The following is a 17,453-nucleotide window of genomic DNA, read 5'->3' on the forward strand; positions in this document are numbered from 1 at the left end:
TCGTTTGCTCCCCTAAAAACCTAAGCTAGACAGTAAATCGTCAACATCATCTTGGCTTTGTGCCACGTCGTCGCGATTAGCTGCATCAATAATTGGCCCTTCGGCTTTAACTTTATCGTCAGATTTCTCAGAAGGTTGAGCGCTAACTTTTTCAACACCCTTTTCGTGGCGCTCTTTTTTAGCTTCTTCTTCGCTGAATGCTGACAACATATCAACTAAGGACTCTTCCACGTCTTTTACCAGCTCAATAACTCGTCGTATAACTTGGCCGGTGAGGTCTTGATACCCCTGTGCCATGAGCACTTCGGTGAGCATAGAATTTAATGTGGCAGAATCTTCATGGGCATCGCTTAGTAATTTATCTAAATCTAAACACAGGCTTTTAAATTCGCCGAGTTCAATTTGGCGCGACATTAGCTTCTTCCATTCAGGCAGAACGCTCGATAAGCGGCCGTTGAGTGCTTCTGCTATTGGCATGCTGCGTTCAACAGCGTCCATGGTAGAGTTTGCCGCTTTTTCTGTTTCTTCAATCACGTACTCTAGCCGTGAGCGAGCGTCAGGAATTTGCAGCTTGGTCAAACTTGAAATGCGTTCATCGAGCTGAAAGTTGCTCAACGAATCGTGTAGTTGGCGTGTTAATTTACCCACCTCTGAGAATAATTCCGTAGATTCTCTTAGGGTAATGCTGTGCACAATATTATTGGCAGATTCAATCTCGTCTGACTCTAAGTGTGCAACTAGCGCTTTCGCTTCTTCTAGCGAAATGAGCGATGCTTCATTCGTCATAGGACGTCACCTCTTTAAGCGATTGTTAGCCTAGACGTTCGAAGATTTTGTCCAACTTCTCTTTTAGCGTGGCTGCAGTAAAGGGCTTAACAACATAGCCGTTTACACCCGCTTGCGCGGCCGCAACGATTTGCTCTTTTTTCGCTTCAGCAGTCACCATCAAAACCGGTAGATGCTTCAACTTATCGTCTTTACGAATCGCTCTGAGCAAGTCAATACCCTGCATGCCCGGCATATTCCAGTCGGTCACGACAAAGTCGAAATCGCCCTGATTCAGCATAGGCAAAGCCGTATTACCGTCATCCGCTTCTTGAACATTAGTAAAGCCTAAGTCTTTCAGCAGGTTTTTAATGATGCGCCGCATTGTTGAAAAATCATCAACAACAAGGATTTTCATATTCTTATCCAAAACTACCTCCGCAATGGAACATTTCATTTAATCTATTTAAATAGTCTTACTTTCACAAACACGCTGCTGTGTTATTGAACGGTACGCCAAGACTGCATTTTTGCTTTAAGTTTTAACATTGCCTGACTATGTATTTGACTCACCCGAGATTCACTCACCTCAAGCACTTCGCCAATTTCACGCAGGTTTAACTCTTCATCGTAATACAAAGACAGCACAATCGCTTCACGCTCTGGTAATGTTGTTATCGCCCGAGCTAGCGCTTTCTGAAATGATCCTTGCATCATTTCTTCAAAAGGTTTGTCGGCGCCTTTGTTTTCTTCGTTGGTGAGCACGTCTTCACTCACGCCTAAATCCTCAATACCCACCAATTTTCCGGCATTTACTTCATTGAGCATTTGGTGATATTCCTGCACCGACACATTCATAATTTCTGCGACTTCGGTATCTCTGGCATCTCGGCCGGTCTCGCGTTCAACTAAGTTAATTGCCTCAGTAATCGCTCGAGAGTTTTTATGCACCGACCTAGGTGTCCAGTCGCCTTTGCGAATTTCATCAAGCATCGCTCCGCGTATACGTATACCGGCAAATGTCTCGAAACTGGCTCCCTTGGAGCCGTCAAAATTGCGCGCGGCCTCAAGTAAGCCTATCATGCCAGACTGGATCAGATCGTCGATTAACACGCTTGCCGGAAGCCTTGCCATCAGGTGATGCGCAATGCGTTTCACCAGAGGAGCATGGCGCTCAACCAATTGGTTTTTGTCTACTTGCTGTTGATATACTGTCACTTTATTACTCACTTTAATTACCTACTCATGCAAGGACACGAGATTTTCAATGAAAAACTCAAGGTGTCCGCCTGCTTGCGTCGGAATGGGCCATGTCGACGTGCGTTCAGCCAATTTCGCAATGGCTTTAGCGGCTGGCGACCCAGGAAAAGCATCCACAATCGCGGTTTGCTTTCGTATTGCTTTTCTTACGTTTTCATCAAAGGGGATAATACTTACCAACTCAAGAGCGACATCTAAAAATCTGCCCGTAACCTTTGATAGTTTACTAAAGAGCTCACGTCCTTCCCGCTCAGAGCGCACCATATTGGCAACGACCTTGAACTTAAATACTCCGTGCTCTCGATTCAAAATTTTAATTAGCGCATAGGCATCAGTAAGCGAGGTCGGTTCGTCGCATACCACAATGATGACGTCTTGGGCAGCTCGCGAAAAGCTCACTACCATGTCAGATATGCCTGCCGCGGTATCTACCAACATCATATCGATGGGTGTTTGCAGCTCACTAAATGCTCGAATTAAGCCTGCATGTTCGTGTGTGCCTAGCTCCGCCATCGACTTGCTGCCTGAGGTCGCGGGCGCAATCTTCATGCCGTAGGGGCCTGTGACGAGCACTTCATCTAAGGTGCATTCACCTGAGAGTACATGCGATAAGTTTCTTTCAACGCGCAAACCGAGCATGACATCCACATTCGCCAAGCCGAGGTCGGCATCTAGCACCATCACTCGCTGGCCTTGTTTAGCCGCTGACACAGCAAGGTTGAGCGTTAAGTTAGTCTTACCCACTCCGCCTTTGCCGCCGGTTACAGCGATTACTTTAATTTGTTTAGTCTGATTCATGGTTCTCAGGCTGCTTGCTTGGTCGATTATCATAGGCCACCAGCGTTAACGGCAGGCTCCTGACCTTGCATAGGCAAGCCATACTTTTTATAAAGCTTGGCGGCTACAAGGGTCAAATTAGCGGAATCTGCAAGTTTGATATCTTCTGGCACGCGCTGGCCGTCGGTCACATAACTAAGTGATAAATCATTCTCAATGACGACGCTAAGCGCTTCACCAAGGCTGTAGCATTCGTCGAGTTTGGTAAAAATACAGCCTTGAATATCGGTACTGTGATAGGCTTTTACGGTTTGATTTAGCACTTGATATTGAGCGCCTGCTGGCAATACCAGATATTTGCGAATATTCACAGACAAGCCTGTTTCATATTCGTTAAGTTGTTCGATTAAACGTGCATCACGCTGGCTGAAGCCGGCAGTGTCAATAAGCACGAGTTTTTTGTTGCGCATTTGATAAAGCAGTTGATTAAGCTCTTCTGCGCTTTGCGCTTTTTTGACGCTACAGCCAATTATTCGGCCATACGTTGCAAGTTGCTCAAATGCAGCGATACGGTAGGTATCGATGGTCACCATAGCGACTTGGTCAGCGCCATATTTTTGCGCATACTTTGCGGCAAGCTTTGCTAAGGTTGTCGTCTTACCCGTGCCAGTTGGGCCAACGAGTGCCACTACACCAGATTGATTTAGGATGTCGTTTCCACCTACATGAAGGCGATTAGAAAGCAGGTTTAGTAAATATTTCCAGCCTTGCTTTTCGTCTACATTGTGCGGCAGAAAATCAATAAACTGACGGGCAAGTTTGCTGCCCAAACCCATCCCAAGCAATTGTTCATGTAAATAGTGATGAGTGGGGTTATGACGCTTTTTACGTTCGTCAGCAAGCTCCGACACTTGAAACTTTAATACGTTTTTAATCGATTCCAGCTCTGCTCTAATGGTATCCATTTGATCAGGTTCAAGCACGCTGGGCGGCGGTGTTAAGCTGGCCGCTTGAGAGTTCTCTAAAGCAATATCGTCACTCATCGATTCCACAAAAGCGGGCGAACGAACCATAGATTCATCGGCTCTTTGCGCTTCACGCTGCTGTAGCACTTGCGCTTGTTTTGAATCACTGGCTTTATGGTAATTTTGAGCGCTTGCGCCCTGCTGGCTATGTTGCTTTTCATGCTGTTTAGCGAGTAAGGCCTGCAAAGAATCGGGAATGTCGTCGCCTATGACCTCGCTCAAGCTAGGCGTGGGTTTGTGCAACTGGCCTTTAGGTGAGGTTTGTGCAGAAGCGGTGTTATTAGGAGCTGGGTCTACCGCAGCAACTAGCTCAACACCACCAGATACCTTCTTATTAGACATAATAACCGCTTCGCCACCTAGCTCGTCTTTAACTTGCTTGAGAGCTTCGCGCATATCTTTGCCAAAAAAACGTCTAATCTTCATACATTCCTCATTAATATTTTAGGCTCTTTCGTGTTGAGCACGTGTCAGTTTATTGACCGACCGATGACACTATTTTTATCTGTTTGTCGTCAGGTATTTCTTGATATGACAAAACATGTAATCCACTAACCGACTGCTTTAAGAACCTAGACAAAACTGGGCGTAACATACCCGAGGTCAGCAGCACTGCAGGCTCGCCTGCTAATTCTTGCTGTTGATATGCCTCACCAAGAGAATCTTGCAGCTTTTCAGCGAGGCCTGGTTCAATGCCTGCGCCATCTTCTCCGCCTGCTTGAAGTGACTTATGCAACATCTGTTCCAAATCTGGTGCCAACGTGATTACCGGAATTTCCATCGCGCCGCTTGTGATGTCCTGAACAATTAAACGCTTTAACGCGATGCGAAGTGCTGACACCAAAACGTCAGGGTCTTGGCTCTTTGGCCCGAACTCGGCTAGGGTTTGCACGATGGTGCGCATATCGCGAATGGGCACACCCTCAAATAAGAGCGTTTGTAAGACTTTCACCACCGTGCTTAGCGGCAAAATATCTGGTACTAAGCCTTCAACTAGTTTCGGATGTGTTTTCTCAAGCATATCTAATAGCTGCTGTACCTCTTCATGACCAAGAAGTTGATGAGCATGATTGGTGAGCAACTGACTTAAATGGGTTGCTATCACGGTGGCTGAATCGACTACCGTGTAGCCTAATGTTTGTGCATGGTCGCGCTGACTGGCTTTAATCCATACCGCATCAAGGCCAAATGCCGGGTCTTTTGTGACTTTTCCTTCAAGAGTGCCAAAAACCTGACCTGGGTTAATCGCCAGTTCACTGTCATGTGTCACCTCTGCATCGCCTACGCTAACGCCTAACATCGAGATGGTGTAAGCATTTGGAGAAAAGTCTAAGTTGTCTCTTATGTGAACAGGTGGAATTAAGAAGCCCAACTCTTGCGAAAGCTTTTTACGCACACCTTTAATACGCGTGAGTAGCTCCCCGCCTTGTGATTTGTCTACCAGAGGGATCAGGCGATAACCTACTTCTAACCCAATGATATCTACCTGCTGAACATCATCCCAACCAAGCTCTTTAACTTCTTGCGTGCCTTTTGACACCTCTGGGAGAGCCTCTACCCTAGCAGCATCTTCCAGTGCAAGTTTGCGTTGATGTTCGCGATAATACGCGTAGCCCCCGACCAAGGCTGCAAACGACAAGAAGGCAAAATGCGGCATGCCCGGCACAATACCCATAATAAATAAAATACCGGCGGTAATATAAAGTGCTTGCTTATTTGACAGCTGCTCTTGAATCTCTGCGCCCATTTCTTGCGTGTCATTTTCACGCGTCACGATGATGGCAGTTGCGACCGACAGTAACAAAGAGGGAATTTGCGCCACAAGGCCATCGCCAATGGTCAGCATGGTATAGACTTGCATCGCGTTAGAAAAATCTAGGCCGTGTTGATACATGCCAATAAATAAGCCACCCACGATGTTAATCATCATGATGAAAAGGCCTGCCACAGCATCGCCTTTTACGAATTTTGACGCACCGTCCATCGACCCGTAAAAATCAGCCTCAGCGGTGATTTCTTCGCGTCGCTGGCGCGCTTGGTCTTGGTCGATATAGCCGGCATTTAAGTCTGCATCAATTGCCATTTGTTTGCCTGGCATCGCATCTAGGGTAAATCGAGCATTTACCTCCGATATACGGCCAGCCCCTGCGGTCACTACTTTAAAGTTGATGATTAATAAAATGGCAAAGACCACTACCCCTACTGCATAGTTGCCGCCAATTACCACTTCGCCAAAGGCTTGAATAACTTTTCCGGCAGCGTCACCACCTTCATGCCCTTCAAGCAAGACCACCCGCGTTGACGCCACATTCAGCGCCAGCCGAAGGACCGTAGCCACCAGTAAAACAAGGGGGAAAATACCAAAATCGATAGGACGTGAGGTAAAAATACAGACCAAAATTATGACCAGCGAAAGCGCGATATTGAAGCTAAACAATACGTCAAGCAGCACCGCAGGCATCGGTAAAATAACCATCCCCATAAGTGCTAAAACAACAATCGGAGCACCTAAACCAGAGGCAAACTGTTTTAGCTGATTTTTATCAACTCGCTGAAAATAAGAGGCTAATTGCATACAACAAATTTTTGACTACTAAGGATACTTAACAGCGGCTGTTACAACTTACGTGCCAGTATGTCGTACGTAATGAATATTGCTATTAAATAGTGAGGCAAACCGGTGCATAAATGGCTGAAATGGCTGAAATAACACAAGTATTCAAAGCGTTGGATGGCAAATCAGGGCTCTGGTATACTCTGAGCCAACATGATTATTCGTTTTTTTAGAAGATTTAAGTCTGCACTTTGTTGGTCGTTAACACTCTAACAACAGTAAACACATTGTATAAATCATGGCTCAACAGCATTACGCTGATATCTTAAATCATTAAGATTGTGATAGGAGCCCACCTTATAACTTACAGCAGTAGATATCAGCGCTTATGACACACATCAAAATTAAAGCACCACTTGCCATTGGATTTTTTATATTTACGCTCGCTGGATGTGGTGGCGGCGGCAGCAATACCCCAACGCAACCTCGACAGCCTACACCGCCGGTAGCCTCTGGCCCAACTTGGCAGCCAGGTGTATACGAGCCCAGCGCCAATTTTGCAGCACGATGTGCAAGCGTTCGTACCGGCAATGACCCTATAAGCGGCCTGCCTTATCCTGACGTAGCCGGCTCAGCACTGACCGAAAAATTATGGCTGCGCTCATGGACTGATGAAACGTATTTGTGGTTTGACGAAGTACCTGACAACAATCCTGCCAACTTTACCGTTGCCGCTTACTTTGACCAGTTAAAGACAGACGCTCGTACCGCGTCTGGCAAGCTTAAAGACAATTTTCATTTTAGCGAGCCAACAGATGAATACAATGAGCGCACCCAAGTTGGCACTAGCTCTGAATATGGCATCAAATGGGAGTTTGTTTCGTTGCGCGCGCCGCGTGAATTGATTGTGCGCTACACCGAACCTGACTCTCCTGCAGCCGCAGCGCAAATTTCTAGAGGCGCTAGCCTCAAGCGTATTAACAATATAGATTTTGTTAACACCGAAAACGATAATGAAATCGACACGATAAATGCGGCGCTTTTCCCAAGCGACCCAGGCGCATCTTATACCTTCGAGTTTGAGGATTTAAACGGCGAGCTATTCAGCGTTGATTTAACTTCCGCTAATATTGAATTAAGCCCAGTTCAAAACGTCAGCATTTTAAGCACCAATGTTGGTCGCGTAGGTTATATGCAGTTCAATACCTTTATCACCCCTGCGCAGGGTGACCTGATTGATGCTTTTCAACGATTTGTTGATGAAAACGTGAGTGAGCTGGTAATTGATTTACGCTACAACGGCGGCGGTTCGCTTGCGCTGTCTTCACAAATTGCCTATATGGTCGCTGGGCCAAATCAGACGAATAATAGCGACTTTGAGCGCATTTTATATAATTCAAAACGTTCAGCGCCCGACCCCATCCCCTTTTACGACCGCGAAATCGACTATGTGAACGGTTTCTTTACGGATAATACGTTGCCCAGCCCTGCGCTCACTCGCGTATTTGTGCTGTCGTCAGACAATACCTGTTCTGCAAGTGAGTCTCTTATAAATGGCCTACGCGGAATTGATGTAGAGGTCATTTTGATTGGCGATACCACCTGCGGTAAACCCTTTGGCTTTTTTCCTGAAGATAACTGCGGGACGACTTACTTTACCATCCAACTGCAAGGCGTAAATGAGAAGGGCTTTGGCGACTATGCAGACGGGTTTTCACCGGTCGCAAGCCCCGTATTTGATGATGAAGTGAGAGGATGTTCGGTAGCAGATGACTTTACTCAAGCATTAGGTTCACCTGATGAAGCCATGCTCGGCGCCGCACTGTATTTTGCTGAAAACGGCACTTGTCCAGAAGGTCTTGCTAGCCCCCAAAGCGATATCGACTCCTTGCAACAAGGGACCGGCCCGGCTATTGCTGCACCTAATCGCTTTATAGAGTCTATTGTTAATGATGACAGAACGATTATTAAAAAGAGAGCGAACTAAACCGTGCGTAAACCTTCGCATTCGTTCGTATTGTTAGTCAGTGCATGTGCACTGACTGCATGCTACAACACCTCCAATCAACCTACGCCAGATGACACATCTGCGATGGTTGATGCTCGTTTTGTTGAGCAAGATGCCAGCAATGTTGTGGCCGTGCAAGACGCCATCGCACCGCTTTTTAACGGGCAGAAGATCAGGCTTGCTGATGACGTGTTTATGAAACGCTCCGATGTAGTGCTTAGCTCACAAAACCGCTTAAACAATCGCGGACAAGCAATCAACGACCGCGACGTGCCGCGCATTGAGGACGGTAAGCTAGTGGGTTCAGGTCAGCGCTTTTATCTCAAAAAATACGAGGGTAGATGCGCTTTGCTGCATGAACAAAGCGACAGTCTTTTGTGGCTTTCAAAAAACGTTCGCTGCGAATAAAACGCGATGACATAGCGGCAACGTAGCGATAACGTAGCGATTAGATAAATAGAAGCGCTATTGCCCGTCGTCGTAGCCGCTCAAAACGCCATATGTGGCTTTGTGCATTTTTTTATAAGTTAAGTCAGCAACTTTAAATTCGATGTATTTGCCTTTCAACTGTGAGTCTTTGTCCAGAAGTGTTTGAATCTCTATTACAAGCTCTTCTCGTTTCTTATCCGCCTCTTTATTGCCCAACTGACTGACTGCAAACGCATCGAACATATTGCCCTCTCGCACCTGTCTTTCCTTGATTTCATCTTCAATTTGCCACTGAAATTCGTTTTTACACACTTCATGTTTCATTCGAGAGGCGACTTTTTGTTTGCGCTCACAGCGAAACTTAAAATCTGGGTGGCTCACCACCTCATTAAAATGATTCATAAAGGCAATTCGCTTTTGATTACGAAATTCACGATACTGATAGATAGGACGCACGCCCTGCACTTCTACTACCTCAACGTTTCCTTCGTTGTCGTATTGAATAATGGGTGTTTGTGCATCAGTAGGAGCAGACGCAGAAGCATGTAAACTGATAGCAGCGCTTAGTGAAGCGACTAAAAAAATAGATTTAATCATAATAAACATCCTGTTTAATGGCGAAAAGTCGGTAGTCTAAACACCAAGCGCAATTTGCGCCTGCGTGTTTTTTAATTAATATAGAATGATATCTATATTACTGCCACTGTCTCAAAGGTCAGGTTTGACAGCCGCCGTCATTAAGGATTGCCACCTACCGCTTACTAGCGTCTAAGCTCTGGTGGGATTGGCAGGTCTTTCTTCAGCGATTTGGGGCGTTTTCCTTTGCCCGATTTATACGCTTTTAACTGATAAACGTACGCCAATATTTGAGCCACTGCCATAAAGAGCTTCTGCGGCACTTCATGATTGACTTCTGTTGAGTAGTAAATAGCACGCGCTAATGCAGGAGACTCCACAATGGGCACATCGTGTGCTTTACCAATTTTACGAATATGCATGGCCAGCTCATCAAGGCCTTTAGCCAGCACTACCGGTGCACGAGAGCCATCTTGCTCATATTGAATGGCAACCGAATAGTGTGTCGGGTTAGTGACAATGACATCGGCCTGCGGCACGTCTTGCATCATTCGGTTAGCTGCGGCTTGATACTGCAGGCGACGCACGCGACTTTTAACCTGAGGGTCACCCTCTGAGTTTTTGCGCTCGTCTTTGACTTCTTGCAGCGTCATTTTCATTTCTTCGTTGTGTTTGTAGCTTTGATAAGGCACGTCAATTAGGGCAATGGGGATCATCGCTGCACATAAAAGCAAAAATGCCCATTCAATCATATTCATCGCGTGGAACAGATTTAAGGGATAGAGCTCAACGTCTAAATGCAGCGCCTCATCTTTAAACACAAGCAAGGCGATATAGGTCATAAACATCACTACCACCACCTTTGCAATCCCTTTTAGCAGTTCAACAAGGGCGTCTTTACCTAACATTCGTTTAAAACCGCTAATGGGTGAAAGCTTGCTTGCTTTAGGCCCTGCGGCTTCCCAACTGAAGTTGTAGCCGCCCATCGCAATGCTGCCGTAAATACCGCCAATCATCGAAATGACCATAAAAGACATCAGCGGCCATGCACTCTCCATCACCGACATTTCAAGGATTTGGAACATATGATTAAGGTCATAGGTTTCGTCACGCGAAAGCGTAAAACTACGCTTGGTAATGGTATACATTGCCTCGGCAATAAAGGAGCCTATAGCAATCAATGCAACGGCACTTGCTAGCAATACAAGCGCGGTCGACAATTCTTTGGATCGCGCAATCTGCCCTTTCTTTCGGGCATCGTCGAGTTTTTTGGACGTCGGTTCTTCTGTTTTTTCCTGCGCGTCTTTATTTTCAGCCATCTTAAACTCAGCAGGTTAACAGCAGCTTGCACATAAACTCTTGTGCTCTAAGCCACTGGGCATTGAAGTGAAACATCTGGTTTGAAAGCGTGATCCAGATAATGATTAAGCCGGTGATTTGCGCAATAGCAAAACCAAGGCTGAAGATATTCAGTTGAGGTGCAGCTTTTGTCATTACACCAAAGGCAAGATTTACAATGAGCAGAGATACAATTGGTGCAAGTGCAATGGTTACTGCAGACACAAACATCCATCCTGCCCAATGTGCAATCAGTCTAAACTGCTCGCCTGTCCACCAGGGCCCGTCAATAGGAAAGGCGTCAAAGCTAATCACTATCATATTAATCAACAGCAAATGTCCGTCTACCGTCCAAAATATGAGCGTGGCTAATATTAAATAAAACTGACCTATTGTGGTCACGTTAACCCCGTTTACCGGGTCAACAATTGACGCGAAGCCTAAGCCGGTTTGCATTGCAATAATTTGTCCAGCCAGCACAAAGGTATCAATCACCATCATGGAGATAAAACCAATGCCTATCCCCACTAGCAGTTGCTTTAAAATTTCAAAAAAGGTGCCCAACGACACAATTTCTTTGACCGGCACTGCTGGCAGCATGGGCACAATCATTAGGGTAAGCAAAATCGCCAGCAGGTTACGCACTTGAGGCGGCACTGTGCGTGCACTAATGCCCACCATTGCGATAAACAATCCGGAAATGCGCATAAATGACAACATGTAGTTGCCAATGAGCTCCATGATTGAACTGCTGAGCAAATCCATTATTAACCAATCACCGAGGGAATACTGAGTACGATATTATTGGTGAAATCCATCATTTTGGTCACCAACCAATTGCCCAAAAAACTCAGTGCCATCAAGGTCACCAGCAGCCTAGGCAAGAAGCTCATGGTTTGTTCATTAATCGACGTCGCAGCTTGAAATACCGCTACTACCAAGCCAATTAACAAACCTGGCACAATTAGCGCGCTTACAATTACTATGATTAAGAGCATCGCGTCGCGCATAATTTCAACAAAGGCCTCTGGACTCATGTCAGACTCCCATACCAAAGCTATTCGCTAAGGTTCCTAAAATAAGATTCCAACCGTCTACCAAAACAAACAACATCAGTTTGAACGGGAGCGACACAATCATAGGAGAGAGCATCATCATACCCATTGCCATCAGTATCGACGCAACCACTAAATCCAGAATCAAAAATGGAATAAACAGCATAAATCCAATCTGAAAAGCGGTTTTAAGCTCGCTTGTCACAAAAGCAGGTATGAGCACGGTAAGCGGCACTTGCTCGGGTGAATCAAACTGACCTTCATAGCCACCAATGCGAATAAAGGTGTCAAGGTCGGTAACACGCGTCTGGCTCAACATAAACTGACGCATAGGCTCTTTTGCTTGCTCAAACGCCTGAATTGATGTCATCTCTTCGTTTAAGTAAGGCTGCAAAGCCTTCTCGTTCATTTGCTCAAACACCGGGGCCATAATAAACATCGATAAAAATAAGCTAATGCCAATTAAAATTTGGTTTGATGGGGATTGCTGCAAACCAATTGCTTGGCGCAATATCGACAGCACAATAATAATCCGCGCGAACGAGGTCATCATCATCACAAAGGCTGGAATCAAACTCAGCGCAGTCATGATAAAGAGCGCTTGCAGGGTCATAGAGTATTCTTGCGAGCCGTCGTTGTTAGTCGTTACCGTAACCGCCGAAATACCGCTTTGCTGTGCAAGCACGTCGAAATTTACGCCAATTAACATGGCAACTGCTATGGCGAGTTTAAGTATTAAAGAGGGTTTTAAAAGCATGCGCATCAGGGCTTACTCCCATTTGCATCAAGCTTTTTGCCGGTAATGGTTTGTGCCATAGCGCGCACTAAGGTCTGTTGAAAGCCCGCCTTACCTTCTAAGGGCAATGCTTTACTGCTGCTTTCAAGTGGCGTATTGAGCGTCGCTAAATGATTAATATTGTGGGCGGTAACACCGAGCAGGTGCTGCTCGTCGCCAACCTCTATCACCATGATTTTCTCTTTGCTACCCGCCATAAGGCTTGCTACTACTTTCATCTGACCGTTTCCGGCTTGAGTGACAGTAAACCGTCGCATGATAAACGCGAGCGCAAAAATAATGGCGATCACTAATAGTAGTGATAGGAATATTGAGATAAATGAAGACGCGCCGCCAAACTCAGAACTTGTCTCTTGGGCCTGAGCAGGTACCCAAAGGGAAGATAAGAACAGGGCATAACACCCTGTTTTTATGAAGGTTTTAAGTTTATAGCTACTTAAGCTTTTTGATTCTCTCGACTTGACTAATAACATCTGTTAACCGGATACCGAATTTATCGTTGATGACCACTACCTCTCCATGAGCAATCAACGTGCCATTTACTAAAACATCTAATGGCTCTCCGGCAACGCGGTCTAATTCAACTACAGACCCTTGATTTAACTGTAATAAATTTCTGATGCTAATATTAGTTCGACCTACTTCCATAGAAATCGTCACTGGAATATCTAAAATTGTATCCAGTTTGCTCTCTTGCTCGTCGGTCATGGGTTTATCTTCGGTCAGCTCATCAAGCTCTGCGGTTTCTACCTCAGATGCCTCTGATTCTGCTTGCTCGGCCATTGCCTCACCCCATGCGTCTAAGCCATCACCTTCTTCACTCATATCTAAACCCTCTTTTATTGTTTCTCTAAGATGCCTAACAAATCTTCTTCAAGCACCTGTAATTCTGAATCACTGTCAATTTTCTTCCCGCCCTTGGTAAAGGAATTCAGTTCAGATTTAACCGACACCGGACGCGGAATTTTGTTCGCTATTTGCAGCGCGACGCAGTCGCGCGATTTACCCATTTTAGCTCTGAAGGTCGGTAAGTCTTCTACCGACAGCGTCACTGTTTTGGGCATATTGATAGGAATGATATCGCCATCTTTGTAGTTCATTAGCTGTTCTAGAGTGACTTCTACGTCTAAGAAATGCGTCGACAGTCCCACTTTTACATCCATTATTTCGTCGCGCAGCGCTTTGCTCCATCTAAAGTCGGTATCTTCTTTATCGGTTTGTACGCCTGCATCAAGCGTATCCCTGATGGGTTCAAGCATTGCATACGGCAAAGACACGTGAAAATCACCGCCGCCGCCATCTAACTCAATATGAAACGAACTAATTACAACCACTTCTGATGGCGATACGATATTTGCCATCGCGGGATTCACCTCTGAATCCAAATATTCAAACGAGACATCCATCACAGGTGCCCACGCTTCTTTATAATCTTCAAAAATTAGTTTGAGCAGCATCTGAATAATGCGCCGCTCTGTTGGCGTAAACTCTCGGCCCTCAATCTTGGCGTGGTATCTGCCGTCGCCACCAAAGAAGTTATCCACCATAATAAAGACAAGTCGAGCCTCCATGGTTATTAAGCCGGTGCCTTTTAGCGGTCTAAACCTCACCATATTTAAGCTAGTGGGTACAAATAAGGTATGTATATACTCGCCGAACTTAATCATCTGAATGCCGTTTATCGACACCTCGGCGCTACGACGCATCATGTTAAATAAACTGATGCGCATGTGCCGCGCAAACCGCTCATTTACGATTTCAAGCGTGGGCATTCGCCCGCGCACAATTCTATCTTGCGACGAAAAGTCATACTCGAGGGCGGAGCCATCGTTCTCGACCTCTTCGACTTCTTCCTCTTCAACATCATCAACACCGTGTAATAGCGCGTCAATTTCGTCTTGTGATAATAAATCGCTCACTTTACTTCTCGCTTATTGGCTCAATGACATCGTTATTGAATAACAAAGCCGGTAAACAGCACTTCTTCTACTACCGCGCTCTTCTCAAGGTCGTTCATTACCTGCCTTACCTGTGATGTTGATTTAGTACGCAACTCAGTTTTTCCAGCTTCTGTTACTAAATCATCGGCATTCGAGGTGCTAAACACGCGCAGTAGCGTGCCTTCAATCATCGGGATATGGCGTTTCGCCAGTTCTTCGTTTTCTTGTCCGCGCACCATCAATTGCACGTCTATTTGTACCAGACGCTCACGCGTGATCCCCGGCGCGTTGAATTGAAAGGGCCGAGGCATCGCTACATACATCGCTTTGCCCGAATCATTTTTCACGGCAAGCTGAGCAGAATCGCCCTGCTCTAGACTCGCGGCTTGTCCATCATCACCCGCGAATAAAAAGAAATATGCGCCTGCTCCACCGCCGCCAAGCACTACTACAGCCACGATGATCACTAGCATCAGTTTACTTTTCTTTTTACCAGCATCTGGTGCTTCTAAATCTGGCTCTGCCATGGCTAAATCCTGTTATGTTGTTTGTTATATATAAATTAAGTTTGCAACTTAAGCGTAGTAATCAATGCCGCCCAAACTTGAGCCTGCAACACGCTGCTCAATCACCTGCGATGATGCGTCTTGCATTTCATCACCTGCATCTACCTGCGCGGCGCTGCGCGAGGATGCATTTGAGCTTGGATTGTCTTGCGTATCTGACTGTCCAGAAGCCTGCTGCTCAACTGATGACTGCCCTAACTCAATGCCTTGCTCCTGCAACATATCTCGCAATTTAGGCAAGGCTTGGTCTAATGCGTCTTTCGCTTGCGCCGACTGTACGGTAAAGCTCACCGCTGCTGCATCAGCCGTCATATTCACTTTAATTTGCATTGCCCCAAGCTCTGGCGGGTCTAAACGAATTTCCGCCGCTGGATTACGAGCATTTACCATCCATCTCACCTTTTCAGCTAACTGCTGCTGACCTTCTGGCTTAAAGATGTTTACCGCTTTGTCAAAGTTGCTTGGAGTCTGTTGAGCAAGTTTCGTACCTTCTGCGTGCAAAACATTAGATTCTTTTACCAATTGTGCTTCGGTGAGCCCAAAAAGCTGATGAGACTGCGCCTGAGCCGACTGATTAACAGAGTTAGCAAGATTCAAAATTCCAGCAAACTGCGTAAGCGCACTGTCAACTTTTGGCTGATTTTGTGTTGGGATTTCGACGTTGGCTTTTGCGATTGCGTCAGAAACCAGTGCTTTTAAATCAATTCCTGGCTCACGTCCGCTCTGTAGCTGCTCTTTGAATTCCTTCAAGCCGGATTGCATCGCCGCAACAAATTCACTGCCCTTGGCATTGTCGCCCGATAAATCAGCCGCAAATTTTTCGACCCGAGACTTTATGTTTTCAATGATATTGGTTTGTGAGCGCTCGTCTAACAGCGCCAATTGCTTGACCGATTCGCTGGCATCATCGCCGTTTGGTTTTACTTTAATTGGTGTAATAGCGTCCGATTTAGGCTCAGTCACAGCTTGACCTAGCTGTGAGGCCTTATTCGAAGCCGTTGTAGCCTCATCGGCAGTTTGAGCCAAGCCAGAAACACCTGATAAAGCACTCTGAAGACTGTCATCTGTGCTGTTGGACAGCGGGTCCACTTGATGTTTTGTTTCTTGCGGCAGCAACTGATTCTGCGCTGTGGCAAGTTCTTCGGATGCACTAGCCTCTAACGCTGCGGCTTTCAAACTGGCATCGGTGGCCAATTTTTCAGCCTCGATCACTTCTTTGGAAGTTAAGGCCTCACTTGCTTCCACTTTCATTTGACTTGAAGCTAGGCTACTTGCCAAGTCTACCTGTGATTTTTCAAGCGCAGTAACATCTGCATTTGAGTCAACGCCATGTCCTCGCGACAATAATGTCTGTAGGAGCTCTGCATCAAGTTCACCGCTATCGTTAGCATTATTGGTGAGCTCATTAGCTGTTTTAGTTTGCTCATGATATTGCCCGAGCATTCGGTTGATAACATCATTAAGTTTGGCGAGTTGCTCTTCACTTAGGTTACTTTTTAAGTCCACATCTGCATTTTGTGCATCTAAAATAACCTGAAGCTCGTCTTGGCTTAAGTTAAGCGTTGCCAGAGATTCGTTTGTCTGCTCTGCGATAGCGGCCGATAAATTTTCACTGTCAAGGCTATCAGTATCGCTTAAAGCCTGCATCTCGGTTACAAAATCAATGTAATCAAATTCACTTGAGGTGTCAGACTCTAGAATTACCTCAGGCCTAAAACTACCAATAAGGTCTGTGACATGGGGTGAAGCGTTCTGGGCGGTGTTCTCTGCGGTGTTCTCTGCTGCACTATCTGCTAGTTCACCTATCTTTGCCGATAAGTCTGCAGCATCGTCTGAGACTTCGCTATTTTTGAGGGGCGTAATTTTATCAGCGCTGTCTTGCGCGTCATTTTGATTCACTTCCCCATGAATATCGCGATTATCCTCCGAAGATGCCGAGCGTGTATTGTTATGGGATGATGTTTGAGTATCAGCATTTGCATGAGACTCGGATTGCTCGGCCTTGTTGGTCTGAGCAACTTCGTCTGATGAACGCTGCCTAGCCTGCGACACTGCATCGTCAGCGTGATTGTTTGGCTGACTCGGGCGTTCAACGGGTTGGGTGAATGCTCGCTCTTTTACACGCAGTTTTGCATCATCGCGGCCTTTCTCTTTAGCAAAAGCCCCCTGTTCTGCCGTCACAAACGCTTTTTCAAATGCACTACGCGGGCTATCTAGCCCTGCTATACCGTCTTTTGAATATAGGTTTTCAGATGACGTATCGAAAGGCAGCGCATTTGCGGCAAGTTTTGATGATGAGGTGGCAACTTGTTGCATCATAACAAAGGTGTCCTAGTTTTGAATTTATGTAAACCACTGTAAATA

Annotated in this window: 18 protein-coding genes; 2 read left to right on the forward strand and 16 right to left on the reverse strand. The window is 45.9% G+C overall.

Translation table 11 applies throughout. The features are described 5' to 3' along the window. Nucleotides 1–12: 12 nt before the first annotated feature. From ACFO4O_RS07050 to flhA, 6 genes are all read right to left on the reverse strand, one after another. A complete protein-coding gene (locus ACFO4O_RS07050; protein ID WP_382406865.1) occupies nucleotides 13–786 on the reverse strand; it encodes a protein phosphatase CheZ in 774 nt (257 codons plus the stop codon). A gap of 25 nt (nucleotides 787–811) precedes the next feature. Beyond that, the gene (gene cheY, locus ACFO4O_RS07055; protein WP_382406867.1) at nucleotides 812–1,195 is read right to left on the reverse strand and encodes a chemotaxis response regulator CheY; all 384 of its coding nucleotides are present in this window, start codon (nucleotides 1,193–1,195) and stop codon (nucleotides 812–814) included. A gap of 71 nt (nucleotides 1,196–1,266) precedes the next feature. Further along, complete coding sequence (locus tag ACFO4O_RS07060) at nucleotides 1,267–1,995, reverse strand: RNA polymerase sigma factor FliA (protein ID WP_382406869.1); 729 nt, start codon at nucleotides 1,993–1,995, stop codon at nucleotides 1,267–1,269. 9 nt (nucleotides 1,996–2,004) lie between these two features. Then, nucleotides 2,005–2,856: a MinD/ParA family ATP-binding protein gene (locus ACFO4O_RS07065; protein WP_382406871.1), complete on the reverse strand. Its 852-nt coding sequence runs from the start codon at nucleotides 2,854–2,856 to the stop codon at nucleotides 2,005–2,007. After that, nucleotides 2,853–4,253, reverse strand: a complete 1,401-nt coding sequence (flhF, locus tag ACFO4O_RS07070) for a flagellar biosynthesis protein FlhF (RefSeq protein WP_382406873.1) — start codon at nucleotides 4,251–4,253, stop codon at nucleotides 2,853–2,855. Before flhF ends, ACFO4O_RS07065 begins: the two co-directional genes overlap by 4 nt. 49 nt (nucleotides 4,254–4,302) lie before the next feature. After that, entirely contained in the window at nucleotides 4,303–6,402 is a 2,100-nt protein-coding gene (gene flhA, locus ACFO4O_RS07075) for a flagellar biosynthesis protein FlhA (RefSeq protein WP_382406875.1), read from the reverse strand. A gap of 367 nt (nucleotides 6,403–6,769) precedes the next feature. Between flhA and ACFO4O_RS07080 the strand changes: the two genes are divergently transcribed. Next, on the forward strand, nucleotides 6,770–8,368 hold the full coding sequence (locus ACFO4O_RS07080; RefSeq protein ID WP_382406877.1) for a S41 family peptidase: 1,599 nt from the start codon (nucleotides 6,770–6,772) through the stop codon (nucleotides 8,366–8,368). 3 nt (nucleotides 8,369–8,371) lie between these two features. After that, nucleotides 8,372–8,797: a hypothetical protein gene (locus tag ACFO4O_RS07085; protein WP_382406879.1), complete on the forward strand. Its 426-nt coding sequence runs from the start codon at nucleotides 8,372–8,374 to the stop codon at nucleotides 8,795–8,797. Between the two features lie 57 nt (nucleotides 8,798–8,854). Here the strand turns inward: ACFO4O_RS07085 and ACFO4O_RS07090 are convergent, their stop codons facing one another. The 10 genes from ACFO4O_RS07090 to ACFO4O_RS07135 form a co-directional block, all read right to left on the reverse strand. Beyond that, entirely contained in the window at nucleotides 8,855–9,415 is a 561-nt protein-coding gene (locus ACFO4O_RS07090; RefSeq protein WP_382406881.1) for a hypothetical protein, read from the reverse strand. Nucleotides 9,416–9,579: 164 nt separating this feature from the next. Continuing rightward, a complete protein-coding gene (flhB, locus tag ACFO4O_RS07095; protein WP_382406883.1) occupies nucleotides 9,580–10,713 on the reverse strand; it encodes a flagellar biosynthesis protein FlhB in 1,134 nt (377 codons plus the stop codon). A 7-nt stretch (nucleotides 10,714–10,720) separates the two neighbouring features. After that, nucleotides 10,721–11,497, reverse strand: coding sequence for a flagellar biosynthetic protein FliR (fliR, locus tag ACFO4O_RS07100; protein WP_382406885.1), 777 nt, complete (start codon nucleotides 11,495–11,497; stop codon nucleotides 10,721–10,723). Between the two features lie 2 nt (nucleotides 11,498–11,499). Continuing rightward, nucleotides 11,500–11,769 (reverse strand): flagellar biosynthesis protein FliQ, encoded by a 270-nt coding sequence (gene fliQ / locus ACFO4O_RS07105; RefSeq protein ID WP_382406887.1) that lies wholly within the window; start codon nucleotides 11,767–11,769, stop codon nucleotides 11,500–11,502. 1 nt (nucleotide 11,770) lies between these two features. Continuing rightward, nucleotides 11,771–12,496 carry a flagellar type III secretion system pore protein FliP gene (gene fliP / locus ACFO4O_RS07110; RefSeq protein WP_382408259.1) on the reverse strand — a complete coding sequence of 242 codons (726 nt, stop codon included), beginning with the start codon at nucleotides 12,494–12,496 and terminating at the stop codon, nucleotides 11,771–11,773. A 53-nt stretch (nucleotides 12,497–12,549) separates the two neighbouring features. Next, complete coding sequence (gene fliO, locus ACFO4O_RS07115; RefSeq protein ID WP_382406889.1) at nucleotides 12,550–13,056, reverse strand: flagellar biosynthetic protein FliO; 507 nt, start codon at nucleotides 13,054–13,056, stop codon at nucleotides 12,550–12,552. After that, complete coding sequence (gene fliN, locus ACFO4O_RS07120) at nucleotides 13,016–13,408, reverse strand: flagellar motor switch protein FliN (RefSeq protein WP_382406891.1); 393 nt, start codon at nucleotides 13,406–13,408, stop codon at nucleotides 13,016–13,018. Before fliN ends, fliO begins: the two co-directional genes overlap by 41 nt. A gap of 14 nt (nucleotides 13,409–13,422) precedes the next feature. Next, nucleotides 13,423–14,502 (reverse strand): flagellar motor switch protein FliM, encoded by a 1,080-nt coding sequence (gene fliM / locus ACFO4O_RS07125; RefSeq protein WP_382406893.1) that lies wholly within the window; start codon nucleotides 14,500–14,502, stop codon nucleotides 13,423–13,425. Between the two features lie 32 nt (nucleotides 14,503–14,534). Then, the gene (gene fliL, locus ACFO4O_RS07130; RefSeq protein WP_382406895.1) at nucleotides 14,535–15,050 is read right to left on the reverse strand and encodes a flagellar basal body-associated protein FliL; all 516 of its coding nucleotides are present in this window, start codon (nucleotides 15,048–15,050) and stop codon (nucleotides 14,535–14,537) included. A 48-nt stretch (nucleotides 15,051–15,098) separates the two neighbouring features. Continuing rightward, a complete protein-coding gene (locus ACFO4O_RS07135) occupies nucleotides 15,099–17,408 on the reverse strand; it encodes a flagellar hook-length control protein FliK (protein ID WP_382406897.1) in 2,310 nt (769 codons plus the stop codon). Nucleotides 17,409–17,453 lie beyond the last annotated feature (45 nt).

It is taken from the genome of Glaciecola siphonariae, from assembly GCF_042652645.1.
Lineage (GTDB): Bacteria > Pseudomonadota > Gammaproteobacteria > Enterobacterales > Alteromonadaceae > Glaciecola > Glaciecola siphonariae.

What these genes read in the sequence shown, in the direction of transcription:
- ACFO4O_RS07050 (WP_382406865.1), bottom strand. Translation starts at nt 786, where the DNA reads ATGACGAATGAAGCATCGCTCATTTCGCTAGAAGAAGCGAAAGCGCTA.
- ACFO4O_RS07065 (WP_382406871.1), bottom strand. Translation starts at nt 2,856, where the DNA reads ATGATAATCGACCAAGCAAGCAGCCTGAGAACCATGAATCAGACTAAA.
- flhF (WP_382406873.1), bottom strand. Translation starts at nt 4,253, where the DNA reads ATGAAGATTAGACGTTTTTTTGGCAAAGATATGCGCGAAGCTCTCAAG.
- flhA (WP_382406875.1), bottom strand. Translation starts at nt 6,402, where the DNA reads ATGCAATTAGCCTCTTATTTTCAGCGAGTTGATAAAAATCAGCTAAAA.
- ACFO4O_RS07080 (WP_382406877.1), top strand. Translation starts at nt 6,770, where the DNA reads ATGACACACATCAAAATTAAAGCACCACTTGCCATTGGATTTTTTATA.
- ACFO4O_RS07090 (WP_382406881.1), bottom strand. Translation starts at nt 9,415, where the DNA reads ATGATTAAATCTATTTTTTTAGTCGCTTCACTAAGCGCTGCTATCAGT.
- flhB (WP_382406883.1), bottom strand. Translation starts at nt 10,713, where the DNA reads ATGGCTGAAAATAAAGACGCGCAGGAAAAAACAGAAGAACCGACGTCC.
- fliR (WP_382406885.1), bottom strand. Translation starts at nt 11,497, where the DNA reads ATGGATTTGCTCAGCAGTTCAATCATGGAGCTCATTGGCAACTACATG.
- fliQ (WP_382406887.1), bottom strand. Translation starts at nt 11,769, where the DNA reads ATGAGTCCAGAGGCCTTTGTTGAAATTATGCGCGACGCGATGCTCTTA.
- fliP (WP_382408259.1), bottom strand. Translation starts at nt 12,496, where the DNA reads ATGTTAATTGGCGTAAATTTCGACGTGCTTGCACAGCAAAGCGGTATT.
- fliO (WP_382406889.1), bottom strand. Translation starts at nt 13,056, where the DNA reads ATGTTATTAGTCAAGTCGAGAGAATCAAAAAGCTTAAGTAGCTATAAA.
- fliN (WP_382406891.1), bottom strand. Translation starts at nt 13,408, where the DNA reads ATGAGTGAAGAAGGTGATGGCTTAGACGCATGGGGTGAGGCAATGGCC.
- fliL (WP_382406895.1), bottom strand. Translation starts at nt 15,050, where the DNA reads ATGGCAGAGCCAGATTTAGAAGCACCAGATGCTGGTAAAAAGAAAAGT.
- ACFO4O_RS07135 (WP_382406897.1), bottom strand. Translation starts at nt 17,408, where the DNA reads ATGATGCAACAAGTTGCCACCTCATCATCAAAACTTGCCGCAAATGCG.